Below are 25347 nucleotides of genomic sequence, written 5' to 3' on the forward strand. Positions count from 1 at the left end.
CCTCCCATTATCCCTGCTCCGCCGACACCACCGAGGTGACGCGGTGAATGGCGAAGTCACGCACCCGTCCGGCGGCCGGGTCATACGCGGTCAGCTGACCGCCACGCACGTTGATCGGCGCCACGACGCGCTGGGTGGCCACGCCCGCCGGGTCGACGTAGCCGATCACCACCGACTCCTGACGGTGGGCCGCGCCGTGCAGTTGCGCCATCGCCTCGGCCGGGTCCAGGCGGCTGCCGTCGGCGGGGGAGCCCGTCACCTTGCGCAGTACGGCCACGATGGCGCCAAGGGTCTGGGCGGTCGGCCCCTGGGGCGGTCGGTACCCGCGGCGTCGGCCCGGCGTCGGAACCCGAGCACCCCGGGACTTCACGTCCACGATTGTGCCCGACGAGTCCTCTGCGGCAGGCGCGAAACCCGCGGATCGCAGTGCCGCGAGCAGTTCGTTGATGGGCGACATCGACACGGCCACGGTCGGGGCCAAGGCCCGCACGTCCAGTTTCTCCATCGCCGGCGCCGAGATGGCCTGCGTCAGCAGCGCGGGGTCCTCGCACCGCACGAACGACGCCGCCATGCCGACCCTCAGCTGGCCGTGGCGGCGTGCCACGTCGTCGATCAGGTACGTCAAGCCTTGCGGCACAGGGGTTCTCGAGTGCCGGGCGAACAACCCGTGCAACTCGCTGGCGCTCATCCCGGTGTCCAGTGCCCGCCGTACGGACTGCTCGCTGATGCGGTACACCATCGCCGCGCCAGCCGACTCGACGGTGGCCACCATCGAAAGCTGTTCGGCCAGGCCACGATCGAGCGGTCCGGGCACCACCACGGTCAGGTCGGCCTGCAGCAGGAAGTGGTCGATCGGTGCTGGCAACACCTTGTCCATCGCCGCGACGACGACGTCCTCGGGCTCGGCGGTGAGCAGGCCGCGGCTCGGGGTGGCGATCGCCCCCCGGCCGAGCGCGCCAACGGCATGGGCCTCGGCGAGCAGGTCGGCCACCGGCTTGACCTGAAGGCGGGCCGCCCATCGCGGCCGGCGCCACGTCATCGCGGCGCTCGCACCCGCGGCGTCGACGCCCGTGCCGACGGGCAGGTCGGCCAGCGTGGTCAGCAGCAGCCGGCGGTCCAAGGGCGCCGCCGTCGAGTAGAGCGAATCCGACAGCACCGCATAGGGTTTCCCGTCGGGGCCGCGTTCACCGACGAGACCGGGACGGGCGGGAAGGTCCAACCACGCCGAGGCGACCAGATGCCAGCGCACCGCGTTGGAGGACTCGACGAAGCGGTCGGCGGCCAGGGTCGGGGCCCAGTAGGGACCGGCGCCGTCGAGCGGGTCCGGCTCGGGGATGCCCGCCGCGATCAGGCCGGCCGCCGAGGCCACCTCGAGGATGAGGCCGAGGCGGTCGTCGTCGATTCCGGTCGCCTTGCCAAGACGCTTGAGCTCGCGCACCCCGAGCCCGCCGCTGCGCAGTTCGGGAATCGGCGTGGCCGACAACGCCTCAAGAACCACGTCGACCTCGCGAAGCAGGTCCATCGCGGAGCCGGCGGCGGCCGCGTCGACGTCGGCCTTCGACGTCGTCGTCGTGGCTGGATCGGGCAGAGTCAGCCCGACGGGACCGGGCGCCTCACCGCGCATCACCTGCCCGACGACGCGCGGCAAGATCACGGTGTCCTCGTCGACGCGCCGCAGCAGCCCGGCGGCCAGCAGGCGCTGCACCGGTCGGTCGGCGGGGGTGCCGGTGGCCGCGTCCCTGGTGCGCCCGATCGGCGACCCGTCGACGAGACGTTCGAGCAGGTCGCGCTGCGGACCGTCGACGCCCTCGACCAGCTCGGCGACGCGCGTGGCGTCCAAACCGTCGGCCTCCAGGGTGACCTGACCGGGATGCCACGGCAGGCCGGCAGCCGCTTCCGGCGCCACCCGCACGGCGTCCTCACCCCACGTCAGGGCACGCTCGCGCAGCGCGTCCAGTGCGGCGGCGAGGTCGCCGGAGCCAGCGCGGTCGCCAAGAAGCTTCGTCAGCTCGGTCAGCGGCACGCCCCCGCCGTCGGCGTGCAGGACGAGCAACGCGTCGAGCGTCGCCAGCGCCAAGAAGTCCAGGCCGTCGGTCGCGGCCTTCACCGATTGCCTGGCCTGCGCTCTGGCCGCCAGGGCGGCGATCGACCCCGGTGGCGGTTGCGCGAGGTCCGGGCGCAGCTCGAACAGGCGGACGAGCTGATCGTCGGTCAGCTCGGCCAGCCAGGTGCCCAACGGCACGACGGGAGCTGATTCGGACATTGCTTACCAGCGTAGGCCAGCGCCGGTCTCGCCAGCACCCGCCCGGCCTGCCACAATGTAAGGCGTGGCCGACAAGAAACCGCAGAAGAACCACTACGTCGACAACGGCTGGCCCGTGAGCGCCGACGGCGATCACCCCGTCAGCGAGCTCGCCGCCGATCGCACCGGCGCACTGTCGCCCTTCGGCGAGCTGACGTTCCCGCTGCCGGTGGAGGATCTGCCGTACACCCACCCGGTCACCGTCATCAACAAGTAGACGTGACGTCTGGTCGACTGTCGCACCTGGACGACTCGGGCGCGGCCCACATGGTCGACGTGACCGCAAAGGACGCGACCAAGCGCACGGCGGTCGCCACCGGTGTCCTGCGGACACGTGCCGACGTCGTCGAACTCATCGCCACGGGGGGGTTGCCCAAGGGCGACGCCCTTGCGACCGCCCGCATCGCCGGCATCCTCGCCGCGAAGCGCACCAGCGACCTCATTCCGCTGTGTCACCAGCTGGCGCTGACGGGCGTCGACGTCGACTTCGAGATCGGCACGACCGAAGTCACCATCACCGCCACCGTGCGGACCACGGACCGCACCGGCGTGGAGATGGAGGCGCTGACCGCCGTCAGCGTCGCGGCGCTCACGCTCTACGACATGCTCAAGGCGGTCGACCCGGCGGCGACGATCGACGGCATCGCGGTCGTGCGCAAGGACGGCGGCAAGACGAAAAGCTGGGAGCGCCACACGTGACGCGGTCGGCACGGGTGATCATCGCGTCCACGCGTGCGGCCAACGGGGTCTACGAGGACCGCACCGGCCCGGTAATCGTGGAGTGGCTTGGCGCCCGCGGCTACCACGTGACCCCTCCGCAGGTGGTGGCCGACGGGCTGGCCGTCAGCCGTGCGCTGTGGAACGCCCTCGGTGAGAAGGTCGACCTGATCCTGACCTCCGGCGGTACCGGCATCTCGCCGACCGACGGCACCGCAGACGCGACGGCCGCCGTCGTCGACTTCCAGATCCCCGGCCTCGCCGACGCGATCCGGCGGTCGGGGCTGCCGCACGTGCCGACCTCGGTACTGTCCCGCGGCGTCTGCGGGGTGCGCGACGGCACGCTCATCGTCAACCTGCCAGGATCCCCCGGCGGTGTGAAGGACGGACTCGGGGTGCTTGCCGACGTGCTCGAGCACGCCCTCGACCAACTCGGCGGAGGAGACCACACCCCATGAGCGCGATCGTGCTGCGGGCCGAACTGAGCGACCGGGCGATCGATCTCGCCGAGCACGAAGCGTTGGTGGTGCACCGCGCGGCGGGGGCCGTCGTCGGCTTCGTTGGCGCGGTCCGCGATCACGACGGCGGCCGGTCGGTCACCCGCCTGGAGTACTCCTCGCACCCGACTGCCCAGCAGACGTTGGCGGAGGTGGCCGCGGAGATCGCCGAGACGTGTCAGGGCGTACGGGCCATCGCCGTGAGCCACCGCGTGGGCATCCTCGACATCGGCGACGCGGCACTGGTCGCCGCCGTCTCGGCCGACCACCGCAAGGCCGCGTTCGAGACGTGCGCGCTGCTGGTCGACACCGTCAAGGCGCGGCTACCCGTGTGGAAGCACCAGTTGTTCGTCGACGGAACCGACGAATGGGTGGGCTCGGCCTAGCCCCCGGAGGATCTGGGCCTAGTTGGCGGGTGCGGGGGCCGGCAGAAGCAGGGCCGGGTCACCGGGAGCCGGCGCGGGGGCCGGTGCCGCCGGATCGGCCGGAGCCGGTGCCGGGCCGGTGGGCACGTTCGGGCCCGGGGCCTGCGCCGGAATCGGCGTGTTCATGCCGCGCTGCGACAGACCGACGATGAGGGCTTCCTTGCCACTGATCTCGTGGTTCTGGACTGCTTGCCAGAGGTCCTTGAGGTAGCTGGTGTTCGGGCTGTCGACGGGGCCGGCGGCGTTGGGATCCATCGTCGACCCGGGCGGCGGTGCGTCCGGGCTAGCGAGGTGCGGAATGCCGTTGGGGGGCAGCACCTCTGGATCGGGGGCCGGGGCGGCCAGCGCATCGGCTGCGCCGGGCACGGGAGCATCGGTCACGGGTGCGCCGGCGTCGGGCGCGGGCGGCAGCGGCGCGGGAACCGGCAGCACCGGGTCCTGAGGCAGCGGGGCACCGTGCAGGGCCCACGCCTGCGGCTCGGACGCGGGAGCAGCACCCTCGGGGGCGACGTCCCAGTTGGCGACGGTGACGGCGGGGACGGCCTGGTCGAGCTTCAGGGGGCCGAGGCCCGGCGGAAGCGGGGGAGGCATCGGTGCGTCGAGCGGTGCGGCGTCGACCGGCGGGGGCGGCGGTGCGTCGTCGGCGGGTGCGGGCGGTGCCGGGGTGTCGAACGCGACGGTCACGGCCTGGTCCGGCGCGGGCGCCGGGGGGAGCTGGTCGACCGGGGGCAGGGGGGCGTCCAGGGGAACGGCCTGGTCCGGCGCGGGCGGCGGCGGGAGCTCGTCGACGGGAGGCGGCGGGGGCAGCGGGGCGTCCAGTGGGACGGCCTGGTCCGGCGCGGGCGGCGGCGGGAGCTCGTCGACCGGGGGAGGGGGAGGCAGGGGGGCGTCCAGCGGTGCGGCGTCGGCCGGGGGGACGGCTCCACCGAGATCGGGATTGTCCAGCGGGGCGGCGTCGGCGACCACGTTGCGCGGGGTGGCGCTGGAGAGTCCGGTACCGCACACGGGCCATGCGCCGCGGCCCTGGCCTGCCAGCACGCGCTCGGCGACGGCGATCTGCTCGTCCTTGGACGCGAGGTAGGCGGCGGGGGCGTACTCGGTGCCACCGTGGCCGGCCCAGGTGCTCGGGGAGAACTGGAGTCCGCCCTGGTAACCGTTGCCGGTGTTGATGGCCCAGTTTCCGCCGGACTCACAACCGGCGACTCGGTCCCATTCTCCGTCGGTCGCGGCGCTGGCGTGACCGGCGAGGGCGAGGCCGCCCGTACCGAGCACGGCGCCGGTGAAGGCGATCTTCGCGACGTTCACGGCCGAGCTGGGGGTCTTGCGATGCCGTCCACTCATGGGTGTAGAAAGTCCTCTCGTCCACGCCTACGAGGTCAGCTGTCGGGTTCGGGCTGGAGAGGTTGCCCGGCCTCGGCCTCGCGGCCTCGGCTTCACCCCAAGGAATCTCGCGCTGGTGCACGGGATTCCGAGTCCTTGTCTATCGGTGGACCGGTGGGTCCCCCGCCTCCATCCCTGAGGTAGGTCTTGACCATGCCCGGCGGATGGAGCTCGGCGTTACTGGGCATGGCGGGCCACGATTGGGGTCGAATGGCTTGGAATAGGACGGTAACGGGTACACCCGCGATGAGCACGTCCGGGTGGTCGCGGTGTTTCATGCCCCAGCAAATATTGTGAGAACCTTAAAACGGCAGTACGGCGTCGTGTTTACGCAGGGAAACTCCGCGGTGAACTGCACGTGTGACACTTTGTGATCATTCCGTTATGTGATGCAAATCACTCTTATCCGCCCGCGAAGGGCGGTAAGACATCGACGGTCTGATTTGTTTCGAGCGTCTTGGTCATGTCCCGGACGGCGATTTCGTCGCACAGGAACGAGCAGCGGTCGAGCACCGTCGACAGCTTGTCGCCGCGCGTCCGAAGAGCGGCCACGAGGTCGGCCACCGTGGCGTCGGGGGCGAGCGTCACCGTCTCGCCGTCAATCTCCGCGGCGGCCCTCGCCGCGGCGAAGTAGCGCACGTTCACGTTCATCTCAACCGCCGATGGCGCTCATCGGACGCTCGGGCTGCTGGAAGCCGGGTTCGTTGATGCCGTGGCCGGCCGGCTTGGCCCACATCGCGGCGCGCCAGGCGGCCTCGAGGGCGTCGTCGTCGGCGCCGCGGCGCATCAGCAGCCGCAGATCGGTCTCCTCGCGGGAGAACAGACAGCTGCGGACCTGACCGTCGGCGGTGAGCCGAGTCCGGTCGCACGCGCCGCAGAACGCGTCCGAGACCGACGCGATCACGCCGACCGTGCCCGCGCCGCCGTCGACCCGCCACAGCTGCGCGGGCGCGGAGCCGCGCGGAGCGTCGTCGGGCACCAGGTCGAACTCGCGTCGCAGCGTCGACAGGATCAGGTCGGCGTCGATCGTCTTGTCGCGCTGCCACTGATGCCCCGCGTCCAGCGGCATTTGCTCGATGATGCGCAGCTGATACCCGTGGTCCAGGCAGAACCGGAGGAGCGCGACGGCGTCACCAAGCCCGGTGACCGGGTCCAGCACGGCGTTGACCTTCACCGGCGCCAACCCGGCGTCGGCGGCCGCGGCCAGGCCCGCCAGCACGTCGTCGAGGCGGTCCCGGCGGGTGATGCGGGCGAAGTGCTCGGGGTTGACGGTGTCGAGTGAGACGTTCACCCGGTCCAGACCGGCGGCCTTGAGGGCGGCCGCGCGACGGACCAGCCCGATGCCGTTGGTGGTGACCGCTGTCTTGGGGCGCGGGCGCAGCGAGGTCGCCGCCGCTATCGCTCCCTCGAGATTGCGCGACAGCAGTGGCTCACCACCGGTGAACCGCACGTTGGTGATGCCAAGGCGGGTGACGGCGATGCCCAGGAGGCGGGCCAGTTCGTCGGGCCGCAGGAGGTCGTCGCCGGGCATCCAGTCGAGGCCCTCGGCGGGCATGCAGTAGGTACAGCGCAGATTGCACCGGTCGGTCAGCGACACCCGTAGGTCGGTGGCGGCCCGGCCGAACGTGTCGAGCAGCGGGCCGGACGTGGGAACGTCGGCCGTGGAGCGCGCTGCCGATCGCACCGCGGGCACGCCCAGTGGTGTCACCGTCACGCGAAGACGCCCTGGTTGGTCGGCACGATCTCCTTGCCGAGGGGGAACAGCGACACCGGGATGAGCTTGAGGTTGGCCAGTGCCAACGGAATGCCGATGATCGTCACCGCCATCGCGATCGCGGTGACGACGTGGCCGATCGCCAGCCAGATACCGCAGAGCACGACCCAGATCACGTTGCCGATCATGGCGCCGGCGCCCGCCCCGGGCTTGTCGACGACGGTCTGGCCGAAGGGCCACAGTGCGTAGACGCCGATGCGGAACGCGGCGAAGCCGAACGGGATCGTGACGATGAGGATGAAGCACAGAATGCCGGCGAGGAAGTACCCGAGCGCGAGCCACAGGCCGCCGAAGATCAACCAGACGACGTTCAGTATTAGGCGCATGTTCCCCTCCGGCGGTGACCCTCAGCCTACCGACAGGGGGCCAACCGGGGGTCGAGCGGTAACGGTCGCAGGTCGCCTCCTTGTAGGATCATGGCATTCGCGTCCCGCACGAGTGGGACGCGTTCATTGCGAAGCGAGCGGGTGAGACCAGTGCCGACCGGCAAGGTGAAGTGGTACAGCGCCGAGAAGGGCTTCGGCTTCGTGTCCCAAGAGGAGGGCGAGGACGTCTACGTGGGCTCCTCCGCACTCCCGGCTGGCGTGCAGGAGCTCAAGGCAGGCCAGAAGGTCGAGTTCGGCATCGCCGCCGGACGCCGTGGCCCGCAAGCGCTGAGCCTCAAGGTCGTCGAACCGCCCCCCAGCGTGGCGCGCGCCCGCCGCGAGACGTCCGCTCCCGAGCACAAGCACACCCCCGACGAGCTGCACGGCATGGTCGAGGACATGATCACCCTGCTCGAGGGATCGGTTCAGCCCGAGCTGCGCAAGGGCAAGTATCCCGACCGCAAGACCGCGCGCCGCATCTCCGAGGTGGTCAAAGCCGTCGCCCAGGAGCTCGACGCCTGACGTCGTATTGTCGAGTGTGATGTTCTGTCCGATGAATCATCGAGAATTCGCAATCGTCTTCACGCTCGGTGGATGAAAACCAGCCACGCGTAACGCGGCGAGGGTGCGATCGACGACGACGTGGGGGCGGCGGCGAAGCATGTCGGAGCTGACGCGCACGATGCGCCAGCCCAAAGCCTCCAGCTCGGCGACGCGGTCCACATCGCGAGTCCTCTGTGCTGGGTCCGTCCAGTGCTGGATGCCGTCGTATTCGACACCGACCAAGTATTGGCGCCAGCCCATGTCGAGTCGCCCGACGAACGATCCGAATGGGTCGAAGACCTCGATCTGGGTGTGCGTCGGGCGCAGGCCGGCTGCGGTGAGGACCAGTCGGGTGCGGGTTTCCTGCGGGGATTCGGCGCCGTCGTCGGCGAGGGCCATCGCACGTCGCAGTTGACGGATTCCGCGTGCGCCGGCATGTCGATCGGCGAGCAGCGCCATGTCGGCCGGCTTGAGGCCGGTGGCCTGAACGAGTGCATCGATCCGGATCACGGCCTCGGTCAGGCCCGGCTTCCTCCCCAGGTCGAAGGCCGTTCGTGCCGGCGTGGTCACGCCGATGCTCCTGAGGCGGCAGAATTCGTCGTCAGCCAGGCGATCGCTATGCAGCACGATGCCCGTCGTGCGATGGCGACTGGTGTGGATGAGTTCGGCGGGTAGCCGGGGGTCGATCCACTTGCAGCCGTGCAGTGCTGCGGCGGACAGACCTGCAGCCGTCGCCTGGCGTCCGGACCACAACCACGCCGCGACGGCGCGATCGTTGGCCGTCGGCTCCACGTCTCTCGGCATGTACACGTTGCGGTGCATGGAGGTGTAGCGCGTCGCCAGTTGATAGCGGTTCACCGTTCCGGCCGCCAGTGCCTCGGTGCCCACGAACGGTCGCATGACCATTCGACGGCTGCGAATGTCCGGGGGTTCCGTTTGCGCCAGCGAGAGTGAAGTCATTCGCGGGTCCCCGCCTGGATCCCGCGCTTTACTTCACGCTCGGTGGGGAACACTGGTGTCCGTGACCTACGTCAACCCCGAGGGCGACTTCAACCGCGACACCAAGTACATCGAAACCCGCATCACCGCCGACGGCCGCGACGGGTATCCGGTGGAGCCGGGTCGCTACCGGTTGGTGGTGGCCCGCGCGTGCCCGTGGGCCAACCGCGCGATCATCGTCAGACGACTTCTGGGCTTGGAAGACGTTCTCTCCATTGGCTTTTGCGGGCCCACACACGACGAGCGCAGTTGGACCTTCGACCTGGACCCCGGGGGCGTCGACCCCGTACTGAAGATCCCACGCCTACGGGACGCCTACCTGGCCAGGTTCCCCGATTACGAGAAGGGCATCACGGTGCCTGCGATCGTCGACGTTCCGTCCGGTCAGGTGGTCACCAACGACTTCCCGCAGATGACGCTGGACCTGTCGACGCAGTGGACCGAGTACCACCGCCCCGGTGCGCCTGCGCTGTACCCCGAAGCGCTGCGAGCCGAGATTGACGAGGTGGCACAGCGCATCTACACCGAGGTCAACAACGGGGTGTACCGCTGCGGGTTCGCCGGCTCGCAGGACGCCTACGAGAAGGCCTACGACCGCTTGTTCACCGCGCTCGATTGGCTCTCCGAACGGCTTGCCACGCAACGCTTCCTGGTTGGGGACACCATCACCGAGGCCGACGTGCGGCTGTTCACCACCCTGGTCCGATTCGACCCCGTCTACCACGGGCACTTCAAGTGCAACCGGCAGAAGCTCACCGAGATGCCCGTGCTGTGGGCCTACGCGCGGGACCTGTTCCAGACCCCCGGTTTCGGCGACACCGTCGACTTCGTCCAGATCAAGAAGCACTACTACGTGGTGCACGAGGACATCAACCCGACCAAGGTGGTGCCCAAGGGACCCGACCTGACCAACTGGTCGACCCCGCACGGCCGCGAGGAACTCGGCGGCCGGCCGTTCGGCGACGGGACACCGCCGGGGGAGACGCGCGAGGGCGAACGGGTGCCCGCCGGGCACGGGGTCGGCTAGGGCCAGATCGTCGCGATCGACCACTCGGCGTGCGGCCACGGGAACTCGTTGTTCTGCTCGTCGCGCACGAGGGTGGGCAGCTGGACCGCGAACCCGGTCAGCCGGCCGCGCCGGGCGTCGACCGTCGGGATGGTCACCGCGAGGGTGCTGTCGGGGCGGAACTCCGAGACGACGGGCTCGTCGCCGCCGTCGTAGGCCCGGATGAGCACCCAGGGGGCGCGGGCGATGGCCGGCGGCACCGACAGCTGAATCGGGTTGCGGTAGCTCACCTTCAGCGTGCCGACCGTCTTGGGGACGTCGCACTGGGTGATGACGAAGACGTCGCAGTAGCGGTACGGGCCCACCCGCACGAGCTGTTCGCGGGTGTAGGCGCTGATCTCGGGATGCTTCGGTGGCGGGTTGCGGCTGAGCTGCCACACCAGGGCGCCGGTGAGGACCGACGCCACCAGCGTGACGCAGGCGAGCACGATCGCGACGCGCTTCATTCGCGCACCGCCGACGCCGTGCCACGACTCTCCTGCTCGGCGAACACCGGGCGGTTGCCGCCGAGCCCGGGGATCAGCGAGTCGCCGCCGTTGCTCACCAAGGTCTGGGCGAGTCCCAGAATCAGCAGCGCGGTGATCGCAGTGAACCCGACCCACAGATCGGTGTAGATGAGGACGCCCATGGCACCGCCGGCCACCCAGGCCAGCTGCAGCAGCGACTCCGATCGGCCGAACGCCGACGCGCGGGACTGTTCGGGCAGGTCGTCCTGCAGCGAGGCGTCCAGCGAGGCCTTGGCGATGGCGCTCGCGCCCGAGGTGACCAACGTGGCCAGCGCCGCGACGTAGAGGTTGCCCAGTACCGCCGTCGCCAGCGCCATGACCGTCACCGCGGTCGCCGCCCGGACCACCAGGCGGGAGGGGTTGCCGAGCTGAAGCCGTGCGGCGGTGAAGTTTCCGACGAAGTTGCCGATGCCTGCGGCGGCACCGATGAGGCCGAGGATGCGCAGTTGCTCCCAGCCGCTGGCGTCGTGGGACTTGGCGACGAAGGCGGGGTAGAGGAACAGGAAGCCGACCATCACCTTGATGGTGCAGTTACCCCACAGTGAGGTGATGATGTTGCGGCCCAACGGTTGTCGGGTCTTGCCGGTGACGGGGGGCATCCGGTCGAACTGCTCGGTGGGGCCGTGGTAGCTCAGCGTGGTCGGGACCTCGCCCTCCGTCACCTCGACCCACTTCGGAATGCGCATCGACAGCGCCGCGCCCACCACGGTCACCGCGACGCAGACGTACAGCGCGCCGGGCAGCCGGAACAGGCCGAAGAGGTACTCCACCCCCGCGGCGGCGGCGCCACCGGCGATGGTGCCGCCGAGCAGGCCGAACATCGTCAGACGCGAATTGACCCGGACGAGGTCGATGCTGGGTGGCAGCACGCGAGGGGTGACGGCACTGCGCAGCACGCTGAAGGACTTGGAGAGCACCATCATTCCGAGCGCACACGGGTAGAGCACCCACGGCGGGAAGCTGCCGGTGGCGGGGTCGTAGTTGGCGATGAGCAGGACCGCCAACGCGGTGCGGATCGCGAACGACGCGGCGAGTGCGACGCGGCGGCCATGCTGCAACCGGTCGATTGCCGGACCGATGAGCGGTGCGATGACCGCGAACGGCGCGATGGTGATGAGCAGGTACAGCGCGACCTTGCTCTTGCTCTCCCCGGAGGCGGCGGCGAAGAAGAGCGTGTTGGCCAGTGCCACCGCCATGGCGGAGTCGGCGGCGAAGTTGGCCATCACCGGGTAGGTGAGAGCCGTCAGTCCCGATTTGTCGGCACCGTCGGCGGTGGCGGCCTTCTGGAACAGGCCGTACATCTTGGAGCCCATTTCGCGGCCGCGCCCGGCGGCCCCGCGCGGACGGTCTGCCGTCGGGCCGAGACCGGGCTCGTCGTCGTAGTGGTGCGCGCGGTGGCTGTCCTCGATGGGTGGCAGCCACCGGTTGGCGCTCGACTGGCGAGGGGTGGACGGGCTGCTCGGGTAGTTCGCCATGCCGGGATGCTCACCGCGATGACCGCCGGGTGGACGCGGCGGATGGTAGCGGGGGTCTCGCGAGTCATCCACGTCTCTGATTGTTCCCCATGGCGGGAGACACCGCCCGCAGGGCAGCCGGTGTGGCTTTGCTCCGGGGTCGTCAGGCAGTATTGGTGGTGATGGACAGCATGATCGACCCGGCCGAGCAGGCCGCCGATGACCTCGAGACCGAACGGCCGGAGCCGACGGCGGAACTCACCGCCGTGCTGATGGGCGCGGTCGACGCCGCCCGCTCGGCGATCGTCGAGTTCGAGGGCGGTGACGCGGCCGAGGGTCTGGTCGGCGAGTATCTGGGCGGCGCGCTAGAGGACTCGAACGCTGCCACGCACCGATTCCTGGCCGCGATGCCCGGTTACCAGGGCTGGCAGTGGGCCGTCGTGGTCGCCGCGTCCCCGGGCGCCGATCACGCCACCATCAGCGAGGTCGTGTTGGTGCCCGGCCCGACGGCGCTGCTGGCACCGCAGTGGGTGCCGTGGCAGGAACGCATCCAACCGGGTGATCTGAGCCCGGGTGATCTGCTGGCCACCCCGGCCGACGATCCGCGGCTGGTGCCGGGCTACGCGTCCTCGGGCGACGAGGAACTCGACGAACTGGCCGCCGAGGTTGGGTTCGGCCGACGGCAGGTGCTCAGCCAGTGGGGCCGCATCGAGGCCGCCGAGCGCTGGAACGAGGGCGACTACGGGCCCGACTCGCCCATGGCGCGGGCCACCCGCAAGGTCTGCCGCGACTGCGCCTACTACCTGCCGCTGACCGGCTCGCTGGGCACCTTGTTCGGCGTGTGCGCCAACGAGATGTCCGCCGACGGCCACGTCGTCGCGAGCGAGTACGGCTGCGGCGCACACTCCGACACCCCGCAGCCGGCGACGATCGGGTCGCCGTTGTTCGAGCCGTTCGACGATGGCGTCATCGACCTGACCCAGCCGGTCGCCGAGGCCGAGCCCGTCGAGGGCTAACGCTCCGCCGCCGCCTTGATGCGGCTCAGGGATTCGTTCATCCCGTCGACCAGTTCGCCTTCGAAGCTCGGAACGCCGCCAAGGGCGACGTTGACCATCACGTTCGACACCGGCTTGACGCCGTTCTCGGCATGCCGCGTCTCGGTCAGCCGGGTGCCGGTGGCCGTAGGCTCCAGTTCGAAGCTCCAGACGGTGTTGTTCTCGTTGACCCGGAACGCCAGCTTGCGCTCCGAGACGACCTCGGTGATGCGGCTGGTGGTCGGCCAGAACAGGAAGTTGCGCCGGTTGAGGTTGACGGTTCTGGTGCCGGGGCGCAGCGGTCCGAACTGCTTCATCAACCTGCACTGCGGGCTCCACTGCGGCATCAGTCGCAGATCGGACACGAGCGCCCAGACCTTCGCCGGTGGTGCGTCGATGTCGACCTGGGCTCGAAGCAGGGGTTGCGCCATGGGTGTGCCTCCGGCAATTCAGTCGAGTCCGCGTTGCGCTCCGCGGGCGCCGCGTCGGACGGCGCTACGTTGCCACAGGAAGATCGACGTGCCCAACACGCCCACCCCGAGACCGGCGACGGTTACCGGGCGCCAGTCGTGCAGACCGGGCACGGTGAAGGCCAACACGGCCGCGACCAGCCATCCGGTCGCGATCACGTAGATGACGGGCCACGGGCGGAGGAGGGCCTCGGGCAGCGGCGGAGGGGCCGGCTGGGGTTCGGGCGGCGTGGCGTCCATCCAGGAGAACCTAGCCGACCAACCCGGCCGATCCGCCCGTCCGGTGTCGGTACTCTTTGCGTCGTGACCGACCCCGAAGCCCGTTTGGCCAGTGACCTGGGGCTGGCCGTGCTGCGGTTGGCCCGTCAGCTGCGCTTCCGCCGCCCGGATTCCCCAGTGTCGCTGTCCCAGCTTTCCGCCTTGTCGACGCTCGCCAAGGAGGGACCGATCACCCCGGGTGCGCTGGCCATCCGCGAGAGGGTGCGGCCGCCGTCGATGACGCGGGTCATCGCCTCGCTGGCCGAGCTCGGTTTCGTCGACCGCGTCGCCCACCCCGACGACGGGCGCCAGGTGTTGGTGTCGGCGTCGGCGGCGGGTCGAGAGCTGCTCGACGTCGAGCGCCGCGCCAGCCAGGAATGGTTGCAGCAGCGGCTCGACGAACTGCAGCCCGCCGAGCGCCAGACCCTTCTGGCCGCGGCCGACCTGATGCTGGCGATCGTGGACGACGGCGGCGCTTGAGCGAGCCGAACGTCGTGCCGGTCGACGATCCCGCCGACTCCCGTCTCGACGACTTCCGCGATCTGAACAGCATCGACCGCCGACCCGATCTGCCCAGCGGCAAGGGTCTGGTCATCGCCGAGGGCGTGCTGGTGGTGCAGCGCATGCTGGCCTCGCGCTTCGTCCCGCGGGCGTTCCTTGGCACCGCGCGGAGGTTGGCCGAGCTGGCCGACGACCTGGCGGTGTCCGACGCCCCGTTCTACCTCGCCACCGCCGAGGTGATGGCCGAGGTGGTGGGCTTTCACCTCAACCGCGGGGTGTTGGCGGCGGCGCCGCGTCCGCCGGAGCTGTCCATACCCCAGGTGCTCGAGGGGGCGCGAACCATCGCGGTGCTCGAGGGCGTCAACGACCACGAGAACCTCGGTTCGGTGTTCCGCAACGCCGCCGGGCTCGGCGTGGACGCGGTGGTGTTCGGTCTCGGGTGCGCCGACCCGCTGTACCGGCGCGCCGTGCGGGTGTCGATGGGTCACGCGCTGCTGGTGTCCTACGCGTGGTCCGTTGACTGGCCCCGCGAGCTGGACACGCTGCGCGACAACGGTTTCCGCGTACTTGCCATGACGCCGAATCCATCGGCCCAGACGTTGGCCGAGGCGATGCCGACGCTCGAGGACGCGAAGGTGGCCATCCTGGTGGGTGCCGAGGGGCCCGGTCTTCACGAGCGGACGATGCGGGCCAGCGACGTGCGGGTACGCATCCCGATGGCCCGGGGAACGGACTCCCTCAACGTGGCCACGGCTGCGGCGATGGCCTTCTACGAGCGGGCTAGGCTCGCCCCATGACCGAGGATGCGACGACGCCGTGGGGGACCGGCCTCACCGTGGCGGCGTTCGTGGCGGCGGTGACGGCGGGGGCGATCGTCGTCCTGAGTCTGGGGCTCGTGCGGGTGCAGCCGATCCTCGCGGTGGGATTGAACCTGGTCGCCGTCGGTGGGCTGGCTCCGACGGTCTGGGGTTGGCGACGGCGGCCGGTGTGGCGGTGGTTCGTTCTCGGCAGCGCCGTCGGTGTCGTCGTCGGCTGGCTGGTGCTGCTCGGCATGGCGATCAAGGCCGTGGTCGCCTAACCGACGAGCGCCGGGATCAGGGCTGGTTGGCCGACCGGACGCCCAGCAGGACGTCTTCCCAGCCCGGAACCTCCGGGCGGCGCTTGCGCGTGCGGGGCTTCGCCGCTGCCTTCGCGGGCTCCTGAGACGGCGCGGGTGCGGGTTCGGGCGCAGGCGTGGGCTCGGGCAGCGAAAGGTCCAGCGTCGGCACCGGTGCCACCGAGCGCAGCGGCGGGCGGTCGTAGTGCGGATCGATCAGTTCGGCCGCCGCGTCGTCGAACGCGGTGGCGGTGCCGCCGTGCGAGCCGGGGGTGAACCGGAAGTGGGCGACGTTCTCCGAACGCCCGGCCTTCCACGTCAGTTGAACGGTCCAGCGGCCGTCCTCGTTGCGCCAGGCGTCCCACGCGGTGGCGTCGGGGTCGAGCCCGCGGGCGACCAGCGCGGTGGTGATGGTCTCCAGCAGTGTCAGCACGGCCGGGCCGTCGGCGAGGACGGGATGAGCCGCGGTCGCGAGTTCGGCAGCGCGGGAACGCTCGAGGAGCACCGGGTGGGCAAAGCGTTCGACCCGGGCGACGTCGTCACCGGCCGCGCCTGCCACCTGCTCGACCGAGGCGCCCGCGCGAATCCTGGACTGAATCTCCTTGGGGCTCAACACGTGCGGTACCTCGGAATCGGCTTGGGCGGGCAGGGCGTCACCGCTCAACGCGGCGCGAAGGCGGTCGTCCGGGCGCAGGACGAACTTCTCGGTGCCCTCGGCCGTCTCGCAGACGATGCGTGTGCCACCCCGACCGTCGTTGAAGTCGAGTCCGACGACCTTTAGTTCTCGCACGTGCGACCTCCTAGGGCAGCTCAAGCGGTCACCCTACTTCGTTATCGCCCCGTAACCGCGGTGACACGCTCGACCCGATCAGAGGTGCTCGACGACCCAGTCGACGCACGCGGTCAGGGCGCTCACGTCGTCGGGGTCGACGGCGGGGAACATCGCGACGCGGAGCTGGTTGCGGCCCAGTTTGCGGTAGGGCTCGGTGTCGACGACGCCGTTGGCGCGCAGCACCTTGGCGACGGCGGCGGCGTCGACCTCGTCGGTGAAGTCGACCGTGCCGACGACCTGCGAGCGCAAGGCGGGGTCCGTGACGAAGGGCGTGGTGTAGGCGGTGGCCTCGGCCCACGCGTACAGCCGACCCGAGGAGTCGGCGGTGCGGGCCACGGCCCAGTCCAGGCCGCCGTTGCCGTTGAGCCAGTCGAGCTGGTCGGCCATCAGCACCAAGGTGCCGATCGCCGGGGTGTTGTAGGTCTGGTTCTTGAGGCTGTTGTCGACCGCGATGGGCAGCGACAGGAAGTCGGGCACCCAGCGGCCGGACGCCGCGATCTTCTCGACGCGCGCCAGTGCGGCGGGGCTCATGATCGCCAGCCAGAGACCGCCGTCGGAGGCGAAGTTCTTCTGCGGGGCGAAGTAGTAGGCGTCGGTGTCGGCGACGTCGACTGGCAGACCGCCGGCGGCCGAGGTGGCGTCGATGACGACGAGCGCGTCGCCCGCGGGGCGGCCGACCGGCACCGCCACCCCGGTCGAGGTCTCGTTGTGCGCCCAGGCGACGACGTCGACGCTGGGGTCGGACTGCGGCTCGGGCGCGCTGCCCGGGTCCGCCTTGACGACGATGGGGTCGCCTACGAAGGGATTGGCCGCGACGGCGGAGGCGAACTTGGCGCTGAATTCGCCGAACGTCAGGTGCAGCGAGCGCTCGTCGATCAGGCCGAACGCGGCGGCGTCCCAGAACGCCGTCGACCCGCCGTTGCCGAGGATGACCTCGTAGCCCTCGGGCACCGAGAACAGCTGTTTGACGCCGTCGCGCACCCGGCCGACGAGGTCCTTGACCGGCGCCTGGCGGTGGGAGGTGCCGAAGAGGTGGCTGGCGGCGGTCAACGCCTGCAGTTGCTCGGGCCGCACCTTCGACGGTCCGGAGCCGAAGCGTCCGTCCTTGGGCTTGAGGTCGGCGGGTATCACGAGGTCGGCCATGGCAGACCAGCCTAGTGAGCACCCCGTCGGCGTGGTTCGCCAGGAGCCGCGGGCCCGTGATGGCCACCCGTCGACGAGACCTGCGTCACATGTGACGTGGGTAACCCGTTCAGCGCACACTCAGGAGAACGCCCTGTTGATTTCGTGGGACCTCCGGTACCGTCTTGGACACAGGGATGACGAATGTAAACCTCACGGGAGGCATCGAATGGCTACCAAGACCGCTCGCACACGCATCATCCGCCGGTGGCGCAAGAACATGGACGTTCTCGACGACACCGCTTATACGGAGACGCTGCGCACTCTTTCCGAGGGGTCCGTGCGCCGCAATTTCAACCCCTTCACCGACATCGACTGGGACTCCCCGGAATTTGCCGTCACCCCGGGCGACGAGCGCTGGATCCTGCCGGCGACCGACCCGATCGGCAAGCATGCCTGGTACCGGTCGCAGCCCAAGGATCGTCAGATCGAGATCGGCATGTGGCGCCAGGCCAACGTCGCGAAGGTCGGACTGCACTTCGAGTCCATCCTCATTCGCGGTCTGATGGAGTACGCGTTCTGGACGCCCAACAACTCACCGGAGTACCGCTACTGCCTGCACGAGGCGGTCGAGGAGTGCAACCACACCCTGATGTTCCAGGAGATGGTGAACCGCATCGGCGCCGACGTTCCCGGCATGCCGACGATGCTCAAGTGGGTGCAACCGTTCATCCCGCTGGTCGCAGGCCCCATGCCGATTCCGTTCTGGTTCGGCATCCTCGCCGGCGAGGAGCCCATCGACCACACCCAGAAGAACGTGCTGCGGGAGGGCAAGGCGCTGCATCCGATCATGGAGCGGGTGATGGCGATCCACGTGGCCGAGGAGGCCCGGCACATCTCGTTCGCGCACGAGTACCTTCACAAGCGGGTGCCCAACCTGTCCCGCGCCAAGCGCTTCTGGCTCTCGCTGTACGTGCCCGTGGTCATGCGGGTGCTCTGCTCGGCGATCATCGTGCCGCCGCGCGCGTTCTGGAACGAATTCGACATCCCGCGTTCGGTCCGCAAGGAGATCTTCTTCAAGTCTCCCGAATCGCGAAAGATGCTGCGCGACATGTTCGGTGACGTCCGGATGCTGTGCACCGAGACCGGCCTGATGAACCCGCTTGCCAAGCTGATCTGGCGGATCTGCCGCATCAACGGCGGCGCCAGCCGCTACCGCAGCGAGCCGCAGCGTCAGCACCTGGTCTCCGTCGCGTAGCCGCTCGTGCCCCATGTGATCACCCAGTCGTGCTGTAGCGACGGGTCCTGTGTCTACGCGTGTCCGGTCAACTGCATCCACCCGTCGCCCGACGAGCCGGGCTTCGCCACCGCAGAGATGCTCCACATCGACCCCGTCGCGTGCGTCGACTGCGGCGCCTGCGTCACGGCGTGCCCGGTCGGCGCCATCTCGCCGGACACCAAGCTCGACGACGGTCAGCAGGTGTTCGTCGAACTCAACGCGGCGTTCTACCCCAAGCGCGAGGGCAAGCTGCCGCCGACGTCCAAGCTGGCGCCGGTGGCCGAGGCGCCCGCCGTCCGGCCGAGGACGGGTGGGCCACTCGTGGTCGCCGTCGTCGGATCCGGCCCGGCGGCAATGTATGCCGCCGACGAACTGCTGACCCAGGAGGGCGTGCGGGTCAACGTCTTCGAGAAGCTGCCGACGCCATACGGTTTGGTGCGTGCGGGCGTGGCGCCCGACCACCAGAGCACCAAACGCGTCACCGGGCTCTTCGACCGGATCGCGCGGCAGCGTGGCTTCACCTTCTACCTCAACGTGGAGGTCGGGCACCACCTGTCCCTGGCCGAACTGGCCGAGCACCACCATGCCGTGCTGTACGCGGTCGGCGCGCCCACCGACCGTCGCCTGGACGTCGAGGGAATGGAACTGCCAGGCACTCACACCGCCACGGAGATGGTCGCCTGGATCAACGGGCACCCCGACTACGTCGACCTGCCGGTGGATCTGAGTGCCGAAGGCGTCGTGGTGATCGGCAACGGCAACGTGGCCCTCGACGTGGCGCGAATCCTCACCACCGATCCCGACGCGCTGGCCCGCACCGACGTCTCCGATCGCGCGCTCGAGGCGCTGCGTGACTCCCGCGTGCGCGAGGTCGTGGTGGCTGCCCGCCGCGGCCCGGCCGCGTCGGCGTTCACGCTGCCGGAGCTGATCGGGTTGACCACCACCCAGGAGGTGGTGCTCTCGGCCGAAGACCACGAATTGGTGCGCCGAGACCTGTCGACCGAAGGCGATGCGCTGACGCGAAACAAGCTCGAGGTGCTTGCCAAGTTGGGCGACTCGGCCGCACCAATCGGCAGGCCCCGCATTCGACTGGTCTACGGTCTGACCCCGAAGCGGGTGCTCGGTCAGGACCGGGTCGCGGGCGTCGCCTTCACCGTCACCGGCACCGACGAGGTCCGCGAGGTCGGCGCCGGCATGGTGCTGACGTCTATCGGCTACCGCGGCAAGCCCATTCGCGACCTGCCCTTCGACGAGGACACCGCCGTGGTGCCCAACGACGGTGGACGCGTGGTCGGAAGGCCCGGGGTGTACGTGGCCGGCTGGATCAAGCGGGGTCCAACGGGATTCATCGGGACCAACAAGTCCTGTGCGGCGGAGACGGTGCACAACCTCGTCGCCGATTACAACGCCGGGCTGTTGGCCGACCCCATCGGTCGGGCGTCGGCGATGGAAAAGCTGGTCCGTGCCAGGCAGCCCGACGTCGTCGACGCGGCCGGCTGGCGGGCGATCGACCACGCCGAGATCGGCCGTGGCGGACCCGACCGGCCGCGGGACAAGTTCACCGAGGTCTCCGACATGCTGGCCGCGGCGGCCACGGCGCCCGCTCCGTCGCTGGGGCAGCGCCTGTTGTCGGGGCTTCGGCTGTGACTCGCGACGCCTAGGCGGAAGGTCAGCCGGCCATGGCGGCGGCGATCTCCTCGCTGCTGACCTCGCGCATGGGCTGGCCGAGGGACCACATGTGTCCGAACGGATCTCGGATGACGCCGTAACGGTCGCCCCAGAACACGTCCTCGAGTGGGGCGACGACGGTGGCGCCGGCGTCGACGGCCCGCTGGAACTGCGACTCGACGTCGGTCACGGTGAGGTGGATGGACACCGGGGTACCGCCGAGGGACGTCGGGGTCATCGACTTGCCGCCCGTCATCTCGGGGAAGTCGTCGTTGAGCATCACGACCGAGCCGTTGATGCGAAGCGCCGCGTTCACGATCTTGCCGTCCGGGCGTGGCACGCGCCCAAGCTCCTCGGCGCCGAATGCCGCGACGTAGAAGTCGATGGCTGCCGCGGCGTCGTCGACGATGAGGTAGGGGGAGACGGCGGGCTGCACGTCGATGGCCATGGTGGGGTCCCTTCGTTGGCGAGTGGTGGTCACCAGAGTCGACCGATGGCGGCGGTGAAAGTCATCGCGCTGCCGTGATCTCGACCTACACGACGGAGAACGACGGGGGTAGGTCCTCGCGACCCGTCAGGGCGAGCAACACCGGGGTGGCCGTGCCAAGGCGCACGCTGATCTGGGCCGCCAGCACCGTCGCCTCGGCGAGCACGTCGTCGGGCAGCGTGAACGGCAGGCCGGTGGCCCTGGCGACGTCGAGACCGTGCACCGCGAGCTCGAAGACGCGGGTCGGCAGGTAGTTGCTCAGCCGGATGCCCAGGCCGCCGATCACCGAGACGAGCGGATCGTCGGCGCGTGAGACGTCGTCGAGGGCGCGTTCGACCAGGGCGTCGACCGCCGCGGCGGGATCCTCGCCGAGTTCACGGCCGGCATGGCGCCCTCGTTCGACGACCGCGCCCGCGTCCGCCCCGGCCAGATACTCCCGCACCATGGCGTAGTAGTCGGCCGCGCTCGTCACGTCCTCGCGCTCGGCTGGTGCGCGCAGGTATTCGCTGACCGTGATCATCGACCGCGACGCATGCCCGACCAATGCCCGCAGATCCCACTCCCCGAGACCCTTCCGTCCCAAGCGGATTCGGGTATCTGGTGGACGAGCGCGGCGAATGCGGTTGCCGCGGAACCGAAGGCGGTGCTCACGATGAGCTGATGGAGTCCCAACCTTCGACCGATTCCGGGCTGCGCGGCGGCGGGCCGACGTAGATCGCGGCCGGGCGGACCAGCTTGCCGAGCCGCTTCTGCTCAAGGATGTGGGCGCACCACCCCGCGGTGCGCCCGCACGTGAACATCGCGGGCATCATGGTCGGGGGTACGCCTGCGAAGTCGAGGATCACCGCAGCCCAGAACTCGACGTTGGTCTCGATGGCCCGATCCGGGCGGCGCTCGCGCAGCTCGGCGAGGGCAGCTTGCTCGAGTGCCCTGGCCACCTCGAAGCGTGGCGCCTGGAGTCGCTCGGCGGTGGCCCGCAGCACCCGGGCCCGGGGATCCTCGGCCCGGTACACGCGGTGCCCGAAGCCCATCAGTTTGTCGCCGCGGTCCAGGATGGCCTTGACCACGGCGCGGGCGTCACCGGAACGCTCGACCTCCTCGATCATCGGAAGCACCCGAGCCGGCGCGCCACCGTGCAGCGGCCCGCTCATCGCGCCGACGGCGCCCGACAGCGACGCGGCGACGTCCGCGCCGGTCGACGCGATCACCCGTGCGGTGAAGGTCGACGCGTTCATGCCGTGTTCGGCAGCGGTGACCCAGTAGGCGTCGATGGCCTCGACGTGCCGCGGGTCGGGGTCGCCCTTCCAGCGGGTCATGAATCGCTGTGTGACGGTAGAACATTCGTCGATGGTCCGCTGCGTGACCGCCGGGCGGTGGATGCCGCGGGCCGATTGTGCGACGTAGGACAGTGCCATCACCGACGCGCGGGCCAGCTGGTTGCGGGCGGTCTCGTCGTCGATGTCGAGCAGCGGCTGATAACCCCAGATCGGGGCGAGCATCGCCAGGCCTGCCTGGACGTCCACCCTGACGTCACCGGTGTGAATGGGCAGCGGGAACGGCTCGGCGGGGGTCAACCCGTTGCCGAAGGAGCCGTCGACGAGCAGTGACCACACGTCGCCGAAGGTGACGCGCTTGGCCACCAGCTCCTCGACGTTCACGCCGCGGTAGCGCAGCGCGCCGCCGTCCTTGTCCGGCTCGGCGATCTCCGTGGTGAAGGCGACGACGCCTTCGAGGCCTGCTACGAATCCGTCGGGAATGTTGGACGCGTCGGTCATGGGCAGATTCTCGCACCACGGCGACCGGCGGTTGCTACCGGTGGGTAACCATGCGACGGCGCGCTGGGCGTAGCGTCGGGCGGGTGGTTCAGGACGGTGACGAGCATCTGGCTCGTATGCGCGTGGAGTACGGATCGCCCGAGAAGGACGGCAGCGCCGACCTCGACGCCGACTGGCTCGCCGACGGGTGGATCGCGCTGTTGCGCAGGTGGTTGGCCGACGCCGAAGAGGCCGGGATCGCCGAGCCGAACGCCATCGTCGTCGGCACCGTCGACGCCGAGGGAAGGCCCTCCACCCGAACGGTGTTGTGCAAGGGCGTGGACGAGACCGGCATCACCTTCTACACCAACTACGACTCCGACAAGGGGCACCAGCTGGCCGTCTCGCCGTATGCGTCGGCGACGTTCCCCTGGTACGCCCTCGGGCGTCAGGTGCACGTGCGCGGCCCCGTCGCCAAGGTCGCACCCGAGGTCACCGCGGACTACTGGGCCAAGCGGCCGCGGGGCTCCCAGCTCGGCGCGTGGGCGTCGCAGCAGTCGCACCCCGTCGCCTCCCGGGAGGCACTCGAACGCCAGCTCGCCGACGTCACCGAACGATTCGCCGGGGACGACACCATTCCCGTGCCGCCGAACTGGGGCGGATACCTCATCGCCGCCGACGCCGTGGAGTTCTGGCAGGGCCGCGAGAACCGGGTCCACAACAGGATCCGGGTGAGCGGGGCGGTCACCGAGCGTCTGCAGCCGTAGGGGTGGCGAACCTCTTCGCCGACACCACACCGCTTCGGACGCCGGACTTTCGGCGGTTGTGGCTGGCAGGCATCGTCACGGTCATCGGCGGCAACCTCACGATCTTCGCCGTCCCGGTTCAGCTGTACGCCCTGACGGAGAACTCGGCCTACGTCGGGCTGGCCGGGCTGTTCGCGCTGGTTCCCCTGGTGGTCTTCGGGCTGTGGGGCGGCGCATGGGCCGATGCGATGGATCGCCGGCTGCTGCTCTTCATCGCCTCCATCGGGCTGGCCGTGTCGTCGGTGCTGCTGTGGGTGCAGGCCGCGCTCGGGCTGAACAACGTTTGGGTGGTGCTGTGCCTGCTGTCGGTGCAGCAGGCGTTCTTCGCGGTCAACAGCCCCACCCGGTCGGCAGCGATCCCGCGGATGGTCCCAGAGGATCAACTGCCGGCGGCCAACTCGCTGAACATGACCGTCATGCAGTTCGGCGCCATCGTGGGGCCGCTGCTGGCGGGCGTGCTGTTGCACTTCGTCGACCTGTCCACGCTGTACGCCATCGACGCGCTCACGTGCATCGCCCCGATCGTCGCGACGTGGCGACTGGCGAAGATGCCGCCGACCGGCACCACCCAGGGCGCCTCGAAGTGGGGCTTCGCGGCCGTCCTGGACGGCTTCCGATACCTGGCGGGCAACCGCGTCGTGCTGATGTCCTTCGTCGTCGACCTGATCGCGATGATCTTCGGCATGCCGCGGGCGCTGTTCCCCGAGATGGCGCACCAGAGCTTCGGCGGGCCGGTCGAGGGCGGCAGCGCCATGGCCTACCTGTCGGCGGCGATCGCCGTGGGCGCGGTGCTGGGTGGCGTGTTCTCGGGGTGGTTGCCGCGCGTGAGCCGCCAGGGGCTGGCGGTGGTGCTCGCGATCGTGGTGTGGGGCGTGGCGATGATCGGGTTCGGGCTCGCGGCCGGCCTGGCCGGTGGGCATGCCGGTGCGCTGCTGTGGATTGCGCTGGCGTTCCTGGCAATTGGTGGTGCCGCCGACATGGTCTCCTCGGCGTTCCGCTCGACGATTCTGCAGCAGGCAGCCTCCGACGACGTGCGTGGCCGACTGCAAGGCGTGTTCACCGTGGTGGTCGCCGGTGGGCCTCGATTGGCCGACACCGTCCACGGTGCGTCGGCGGCCGTGGTCGGCACGACGGTGGCCGCTGCGGGCGGCGGCGCCCTCGTCGTCGTGGGCGTCCTGATCGCCGCGCTGCTGGTACCCGCGTTCGTGCGCTACCGCGTGTGAATTGGCTGTGACTGAACGCACAGATTCGCTGAGCTAGCATCTTGTCGTGCCCGACGTGACGAGTGGTGTGCCCAGCGGGTTGCGGGAGCGCAAGAAGTTGCGCACCCGTGCGACGCTCATCGACGCCGCCGCCACGCTGTGTGAGAAGCGCGGGTACGACAACACCACCGTCGACCAGATCGCCGCGGCCGCCGACGTCTCGCCGCGGACGTTCAGCCGGTACTTCCCGACCAAGGTGTCCGTCGTCGCCGCCATCACCGACGATCTCGACGAGATGATCGCCGCAGTAATGGAGCGGCTGCCCGGTGAGATGACCGCCTACGACGCCTTGCTCGCTGCGTCCCTCGAGGTCTTCCGCAGCCGCAACGGCGTCGAGTCGAATGGCTTCCGGCGGATGGCAACGCTGATCCGGATCATCAACGGCTCCACCTCCTACCGGACTGCCGCTCTCGGCCTTCGGCACGACATCACGGAGAAGGCCACGATGCGGGTGATGGCCCGGCGGCTCGGCGTGCCGCCCGACCATCGGTCGGTCACGCTCATCACCGACGTGTGGGCCGTGCTCTTCTCCGAGTCGTTCGCCGGGCTGGGGCTCGAGGGCAACGACGCCATCACACCCGAGGTCATCTCCGACCGCTTGACCGCCACGGTGACCACGTTCCGTGGCACGTGGACGCCGTGGTGCAGTGACCCGAGCGCCGACGGCCAACCCCACACGAGCGCGTGAAACCGATAGCGACTACCTTCCACTAGTGACGGACAGCTTCGTTCCGGTCGCCAACGCAGAAG

The 25347-nt window shown here is 69.9% G+C and carries 29 protein-coding genes, 1 pseudogene and 1 riboswitch; of the genes and pseudogenes, 15 read left to right on the forward strand and 15 right to left on the reverse strand.

The features are described from left to right. Positions 1-7 precede the first annotated feature (7 nt). Complete coding sequence (locus H7K45_RS01130; protein WP_263993858.1) at positions 8-2263, reverse strand: helicase-associated domain-containing protein; 2256 nt, start codon at positions 2261-2263, stop codon at positions 8-10. 64 nt (positions 2264-2327) lie between these two features. Here H7K45_RS01130 and H7K45_RS01135 point away from each other — a divergent pair, with 64 nt between their 5' ends. The 4 genes from H7K45_RS01135 to H7K45_RS01150 are packed head-to-tail and all read left to right on the forward strand — an operon-like array spanning position 2328 to position 3902. After that, complete coding sequence (locus H7K45_RS01135) at positions 2328-2519, forward strand: hypothetical protein (RefSeq protein ID WP_263993859.1); 192 nt, start codon at positions 2328-2330, stop codon at positions 2517-2519. Between the two features lie 2 nt (positions 2520-2521). Continuing rightward, positions 2522-3001 carry a cyclic pyranopterin monophosphate synthase MoaC gene (gene moaC / locus H7K45_RS01140; protein ID WP_263993861.1) on the forward strand — a complete coding sequence of 160 codons (480 nt, stop codon included), beginning with the start codon at positions 2522-2524 and terminating at the stop codon, positions 2999-3001. Next, a complete protein-coding gene (locus tag H7K45_RS01145; RefSeq protein ID WP_263993862.1) occupies positions 2998-3477 on the forward strand; it encodes a MogA/MoaB family molybdenum cofactor biosynthesis protein in 480 nt (159 codons plus the stop codon). Before moaC ends, H7K45_RS01145 begins: the two co-directional genes overlap by 4 nt. Beyond that, positions 3474-3902 carry a molybdenum cofactor biosynthesis protein MoaE gene (locus H7K45_RS01150; protein WP_263993863.1) on the forward strand — a complete coding sequence of 143 codons (429 nt, stop codon included), beginning with the start codon at positions 3474-3476 and terminating at the stop codon, positions 3900-3902. The genes H7K45_RS01145 and H7K45_RS01150 overlap by 4 nt, the downstream gene beginning before the upstream one ends. Before the next feature lie 18 nt (positions 3903-3920). Here the strand turns inward: H7K45_RS01150 and H7K45_RS01155 are convergent, their stop codons facing one another. The 4 genes from H7K45_RS01155 to H7K45_RS01170 form a co-directional block, all read right to left on the reverse strand. Then, positions 3921-5282 carry a transglycosylase family protein gene (locus H7K45_RS01155; RefSeq protein WP_263993864.1) on the reverse strand — a complete coding sequence of 454 codons (1362 nt, stop codon included), beginning with the start codon at positions 5280-5282 and terminating at the stop codon, positions 3921-3923. Between the two features lie 9 nt (positions 5283-5291). Then, a riboswitch (cyclic di-AMP (ydaO/yuaA leader) is annotated at positions 5292-5478 on the reverse strand. A 245-nt stretch (positions 5479-5723) separates the two neighbouring features. After that, entirely contained in the window at positions 5724-5972 is a 249-nt protein-coding gene (locus H7K45_RS01160) for a MoaD/ThiS family protein (RefSeq protein WP_263993865.1), read from the reverse strand. A gap of 1 nt (position 5973) precedes the next feature. Then, positions 5974-7035, reverse strand: coding sequence for a GTP 3',8-cyclase MoaA (gene moaA, locus H7K45_RS01165; RefSeq protein ID WP_263993866.1), 1062 nt, complete (start codon positions 7033-7035; stop codon positions 5974-5976). Next, positions 7032-7421 carry a YccF domain-containing protein gene (locus H7K45_RS01170; RefSeq protein WP_263993868.1) on the reverse strand — a complete coding sequence of 130 codons (390 nt, stop codon included), beginning with the start codon at positions 7419-7421 and terminating at the stop codon, positions 7032-7034. Before H7K45_RS01170 ends, moaA begins: the two co-directional genes overlap by 4 nt. Before the next feature lie 150 nt (positions 7422-7571). Between H7K45_RS01170 and H7K45_RS01175 the strand changes: the two genes are divergently transcribed. Next, entirely contained in the window at positions 7572-7982 is a 411-nt protein-coding gene (locus H7K45_RS01175; RefSeq protein WP_263993870.1) for a cold-shock protein, read from the forward strand. Between the two features lie 36 nt (positions 7983-8018). On the opposite strand, the gene H7K45_RS01180 is transcribed toward H7K45_RS01175, so the two are convergent. Further along, a complete protein-coding gene (locus H7K45_RS01180) occupies positions 8019-8903 on the reverse strand; it encodes an endonuclease domain-containing protein (protein WP_263994232.1) in 885 nt (294 codons plus the stop codon). A gap of 121 nt (positions 8904-9024) precedes the next feature. Between H7K45_RS01180 and H7K45_RS01185 the strand changes: the two genes are divergently transcribed. Continuing rightward, the gene (locus tag H7K45_RS01185) at positions 9025-10029 is read left to right on the forward strand and encodes a glutathione S-transferase family protein (RefSeq protein ID WP_263994233.1); all 1005 of its coding nucleotides are present in this window, start codon (positions 9025-9027) and stop codon (positions 10027-10029) included. Here H7K45_RS01185 and H7K45_RS01190 read toward each other — a convergent pair. After that, entirely contained in the window at positions 10026-10514 is a 489-nt protein-coding gene (locus H7K45_RS01190; RefSeq protein ID WP_263993871.1) for a DUF2771 domain-containing protein, read from the reverse strand. The genes H7K45_RS01185 and H7K45_RS01190 overlap by 4 nt on opposite strands. Then, entirely contained in the window at positions 10511-12049 is a 1539-nt protein-coding gene (locus H7K45_RS01195; RefSeq protein WP_263994234.1) for an MFS transporter, read from the reverse strand. The genes H7K45_RS01190 and H7K45_RS01195 overlap by 4 nt, the downstream gene beginning before the upstream one ends. 161 nt (positions 12050-12210) lie before the next feature. Here H7K45_RS01195 and H7K45_RS01200 point away from each other — a divergent pair, with 161 nt between their 5' ends. Beyond that, positions 12211-13044: a DUF3027 domain-containing protein gene (locus tag H7K45_RS01200; protein WP_263993872.1), complete on the forward strand. Its 834-nt coding sequence runs from the start codon at positions 12211-12213 to the stop codon at positions 13042-13044. On the opposite strand, the gene H7K45_RS01205 is transcribed toward H7K45_RS01200, so the two are convergent. Continuing rightward, entirely contained in the window at positions 13041-13493 is a 453-nt protein-coding gene (locus H7K45_RS01205) for an SRPBCC family protein (RefSeq protein WP_263993873.1), read from the reverse strand. The two genes, H7K45_RS01200 and H7K45_RS01205, sit on opposite strands and share 4 nt — an antisense overlap. Before the next feature lie 18 nt (positions 13494-13511). Beyond that, positions 13512-13772, reverse strand: coding sequence for a DUF2530 domain-containing protein (locus tag H7K45_RS01210; RefSeq protein WP_263993874.1), 261 nt, complete (start codon positions 13770-13772; stop codon positions 13512-13514). Positions 13773-13835: 63 nt separating this feature from the next. Between H7K45_RS01210 and H7K45_RS01215 the strand changes: the two genes are divergently transcribed. The 3 genes from H7K45_RS01215 to H7K45_RS01225 are packed head-to-tail and all read left to right on the forward strand — an operon-like array spanning position 13836 to position 15369. Then, positions 13836-14270: an Rv0880 family HTH-type transcriptional regulator gene (locus H7K45_RS01215; protein ID WP_263993875.1), complete on the forward strand. Its 435-nt coding sequence runs from the start codon at positions 13836-13838 to the stop codon at positions 14268-14270. Further along, complete coding sequence (locus tag H7K45_RS01220; RefSeq protein ID WP_263993876.1) at positions 14267-15088, forward strand: TrmH family RNA methyltransferase; 822 nt, start codon at positions 14267-14269, stop codon at positions 15086-15088. The genes H7K45_RS01215 and H7K45_RS01220 overlap by 4 nt, the downstream gene beginning before the upstream one ends. Further along, complete coding sequence (locus H7K45_RS01225; protein ID WP_263993878.1) at positions 15085-15369, forward strand: DUF2537 domain-containing protein; 285 nt, start codon at positions 15085-15087, stop codon at positions 15367-15369. Before H7K45_RS01220 ends, H7K45_RS01225 begins: the two co-directional genes overlap by 4 nt. Positions 15370-15385: 16 nt before the next feature. On the opposite strand, the gene sepH is transcribed toward H7K45_RS01225, so the two are convergent. Continuing rightward, on the reverse strand, positions 15386-16177 hold the full coding sequence (sepH, locus tag H7K45_RS01230) for a septation protein SepH (RefSeq protein WP_263993879.1): 792 nt from the start codon (positions 16175-16177) through the stop codon (positions 15386-15388). 78 nt (positions 16178-16255) lie between these two features. Continuing rightward, positions 16256-17362: a phosphoserine transaminase gene (gene serC / locus H7K45_RS01235; protein WP_263993880.1), complete on the reverse strand. Its 1107-nt coding sequence runs from the start codon at positions 17360-17362 to the stop codon at positions 16256-16258. Positions 17363-17570: 208 nt separating this feature from the next. On the opposite strand from serC, the gene H7K45_RS01240 reads away from it, so the two are divergent. After that, positions 17571-18599 carry an AurF N-oxygenase family protein gene (locus tag H7K45_RS01240; RefSeq protein ID WP_263993881.1) on the forward strand — a complete coding sequence of 343 codons (1029 nt, stop codon included), beginning with the start codon at positions 17571-17573 and terminating at the stop codon, positions 18597-18599. 6 nt (positions 18600-18605) lie between these two features. Beyond that, positions 18606-20267, forward strand: a complete 1662-nt coding sequence (locus H7K45_RS01245; RefSeq protein WP_263993882.1) for an FAD-dependent oxidoreductase — start codon at positions 18606-18608, stop codon at positions 20265-20267. A gap of 22 nt (positions 20268-20289) precedes the next feature. Here H7K45_RS01245 and H7K45_RS01250 read toward each other — a convergent pair whose 3' ends face one another. The 3 genes and pseudogenes from H7K45_RS01250 to H7K45_RS01260 all read right to left on the reverse strand — a co-directional run bounded on the left by H7K45_RS01250 (position 20290) and on the right by H7K45_RS01260 (position 22550). Then, positions 20290-20736 (reverse strand): VOC family protein, encoded by a 447-nt coding sequence (locus H7K45_RS01250; RefSeq protein ID WP_263993883.1) that lies wholly within the window; start codon positions 20734-20736, stop codon positions 20290-20292. 85 nt (positions 20737-20821) lie between these two features. After that, positions 20822-21429 (reverse strand): annotated as a pseudogene (locus tag H7K45_RS01255) (maleylpyruvate isomerase N-terminal domain-containing protein). Beyond that, on the reverse strand, positions 21423-22550 hold the full coding sequence (locus H7K45_RS01260) for a citrate synthase 2 (RefSeq protein ID WP_263993884.1): 1128 nt from the start codon (positions 22548-22550) through the stop codon (positions 21423-21425). The pseudogene H7K45_RS01255 and the gene H7K45_RS01260 overlap by 7 nt, the downstream one beginning before the upstream one ends. Positions 22551-22633: 83 nt before the next feature. Here H7K45_RS01260 and pdxH point away from each other — a divergent pair, with 83 nt between their 5' ends. The 3 genes from pdxH to H7K45_RS01275 are packed head-to-tail and all read left to right on the forward strand — an operon-like array spanning position 22634 to position 25285. Next, positions 22634-23296 carry a pyridoxamine 5'-phosphate oxidase gene (gene pdxH, locus H7K45_RS01265; protein WP_263993886.1) on the forward strand — a complete coding sequence of 221 codons (663 nt, stop codon included), beginning with the start codon at positions 22634-22636 and terminating at the stop codon, positions 23294-23296. Positions 23297-23298: 2 nt separating this feature from the next. Then, positions 23299-24558, forward strand: coding sequence for an MFS transporter (locus H7K45_RS01270; protein ID WP_263993887.1), 1260 nt, complete (start codon positions 23299-23301; stop codon positions 24556-24558). Between the two features lie 46 nt (positions 24559-24604). After that, the gene (locus H7K45_RS01275; RefSeq protein ID WP_263993889.1) at positions 24605-25285 is read left to right on the forward strand and encodes a TetR/AcrR family transcriptional regulator; all 681 of its coding nucleotides are present in this window, start codon (positions 24605-24607) and stop codon (positions 25283-25285) included. Positions 25286-25347 lie beyond the last annotated feature (62 nt).

The sequence above is a fragment of the Mycobacterium yunnanensis genome, from assembly GCF_025823185.1.
Taxonomy (GTDB): domain Bacteria; phylum Actinomycetota; class Actinomycetes; order Mycobacteriales; family Mycobacteriaceae; genus Mycobacterium; species Mycobacterium yunnanensis.

Excerpts from the sequence above, each read along its gene's own strand:
- H7K45_RS01250 (WP_263993883.1), bottom strand. The coding sequence starts at position 20,736 with ATGGCCATCGACGTGCAGCCCGCCGTCTCCCCCTACCTCATCGTCGAC.
- H7K45_RS01155 (WP_263993864.1), bottom strand. The coding sequence starts at position 5,282 with ATGAGTGGACGGCATCGCAAGACCCCCAGCTCGGCCGTGAACGTCGCG.
- H7K45_RS01170 (WP_263993868.1), bottom strand. The coding sequence starts at position 7,421 with ATGCGCCTAATACTGAACGTCGTCTGGTTGATCTTCGGCGGCCTGTGG.
- H7K45_RS01160 (WP_263993865.1), bottom strand. The coding sequence starts at position 5,972 with ATGAACGTGAACGTGCGCTACTTCGCCGCGGCGAGGGCCGCCGCGGAG.
- H7K45_RS01225 (WP_263993878.1), top strand. The coding sequence starts at position 15,085 with ATGACCGAGGATGCGACGACGCCGTGGGGGACCGGCCTCACCGTGGCG.
- H7K45_RS01205 (WP_263993873.1), bottom strand. The coding sequence starts at position 13,493 with ATGGCGCAACCCCTGCTTCGAGCCCAGGTCGACATCGACGCACCACCG.
- H7K45_RS01180 (WP_263994232.1), bottom strand. The coding sequence starts at position 8,903 with ATGCGACCGTTCGTGGGCACCGAGGCACTGGCGGCCGGAACGGTGAAC.
- H7K45_RS01210 (WP_263993874.1), bottom strand. The coding sequence starts at position 13,772 with ATGGACGCCACGCCGCCCGAACCCCAGCCGGCCCCTCCGCCGCTGCCC.
- H7K45_RS01260 (WP_263993884.1), bottom strand. The coding sequence starts at position 22,550 with ATGACCGACGCGTCCAACATTCCCGACGGATTCGTAGCAGGCCTCGAA.
- H7K45_RS01240 (WP_263993881.1), top strand. The coding sequence starts at position 17,571 with ATGGCTACCAAGACCGCTCGCACACGCATCATCCGCCGGTGGCGCAAG.
- serC (WP_263993880.1), bottom strand. The coding sequence starts at position 17,362 with ATGGCCGACCTCGTGATACCCGCCGACCTCAAGCCCAAGGACGGACGC.
- H7K45_RS01195 (WP_263994234.1), bottom strand. The coding sequence starts at position 12,049 with ATGGCGAACTACCCGAGCAGCCCGTCCACCCCTCGCCAGTCGAGCGCC.
- H7K45_RS01190 (WP_263993871.1), bottom strand. The coding sequence starts at position 10,514 with ATGAAGCGCGTCGCGATCGTGCTCGCCTGCGTCACGCTGGTGGCGTCG.
- H7K45_RS01130 (WP_263993858.1), bottom strand. The coding sequence starts at position 2,263 with ATGTCCGAATCAGCTCCCGTCGTGCCGTTGGGCACCTGGCTGGCCGAG.
- H7K45_RS01200 (WP_263993872.1), top strand. The coding sequence starts at position 12,211 with ATGGACAGCATGATCGACCCGGCCGAGCAGGCCGCCGATGACCTCGAG.
- H7K45_RS01150 (WP_263993863.1), top strand. The coding sequence starts at position 3,474 with ATGAGCGCGATCGTGCTGCGGGCCGAACTGAGCGACCGGGCGATCGAT.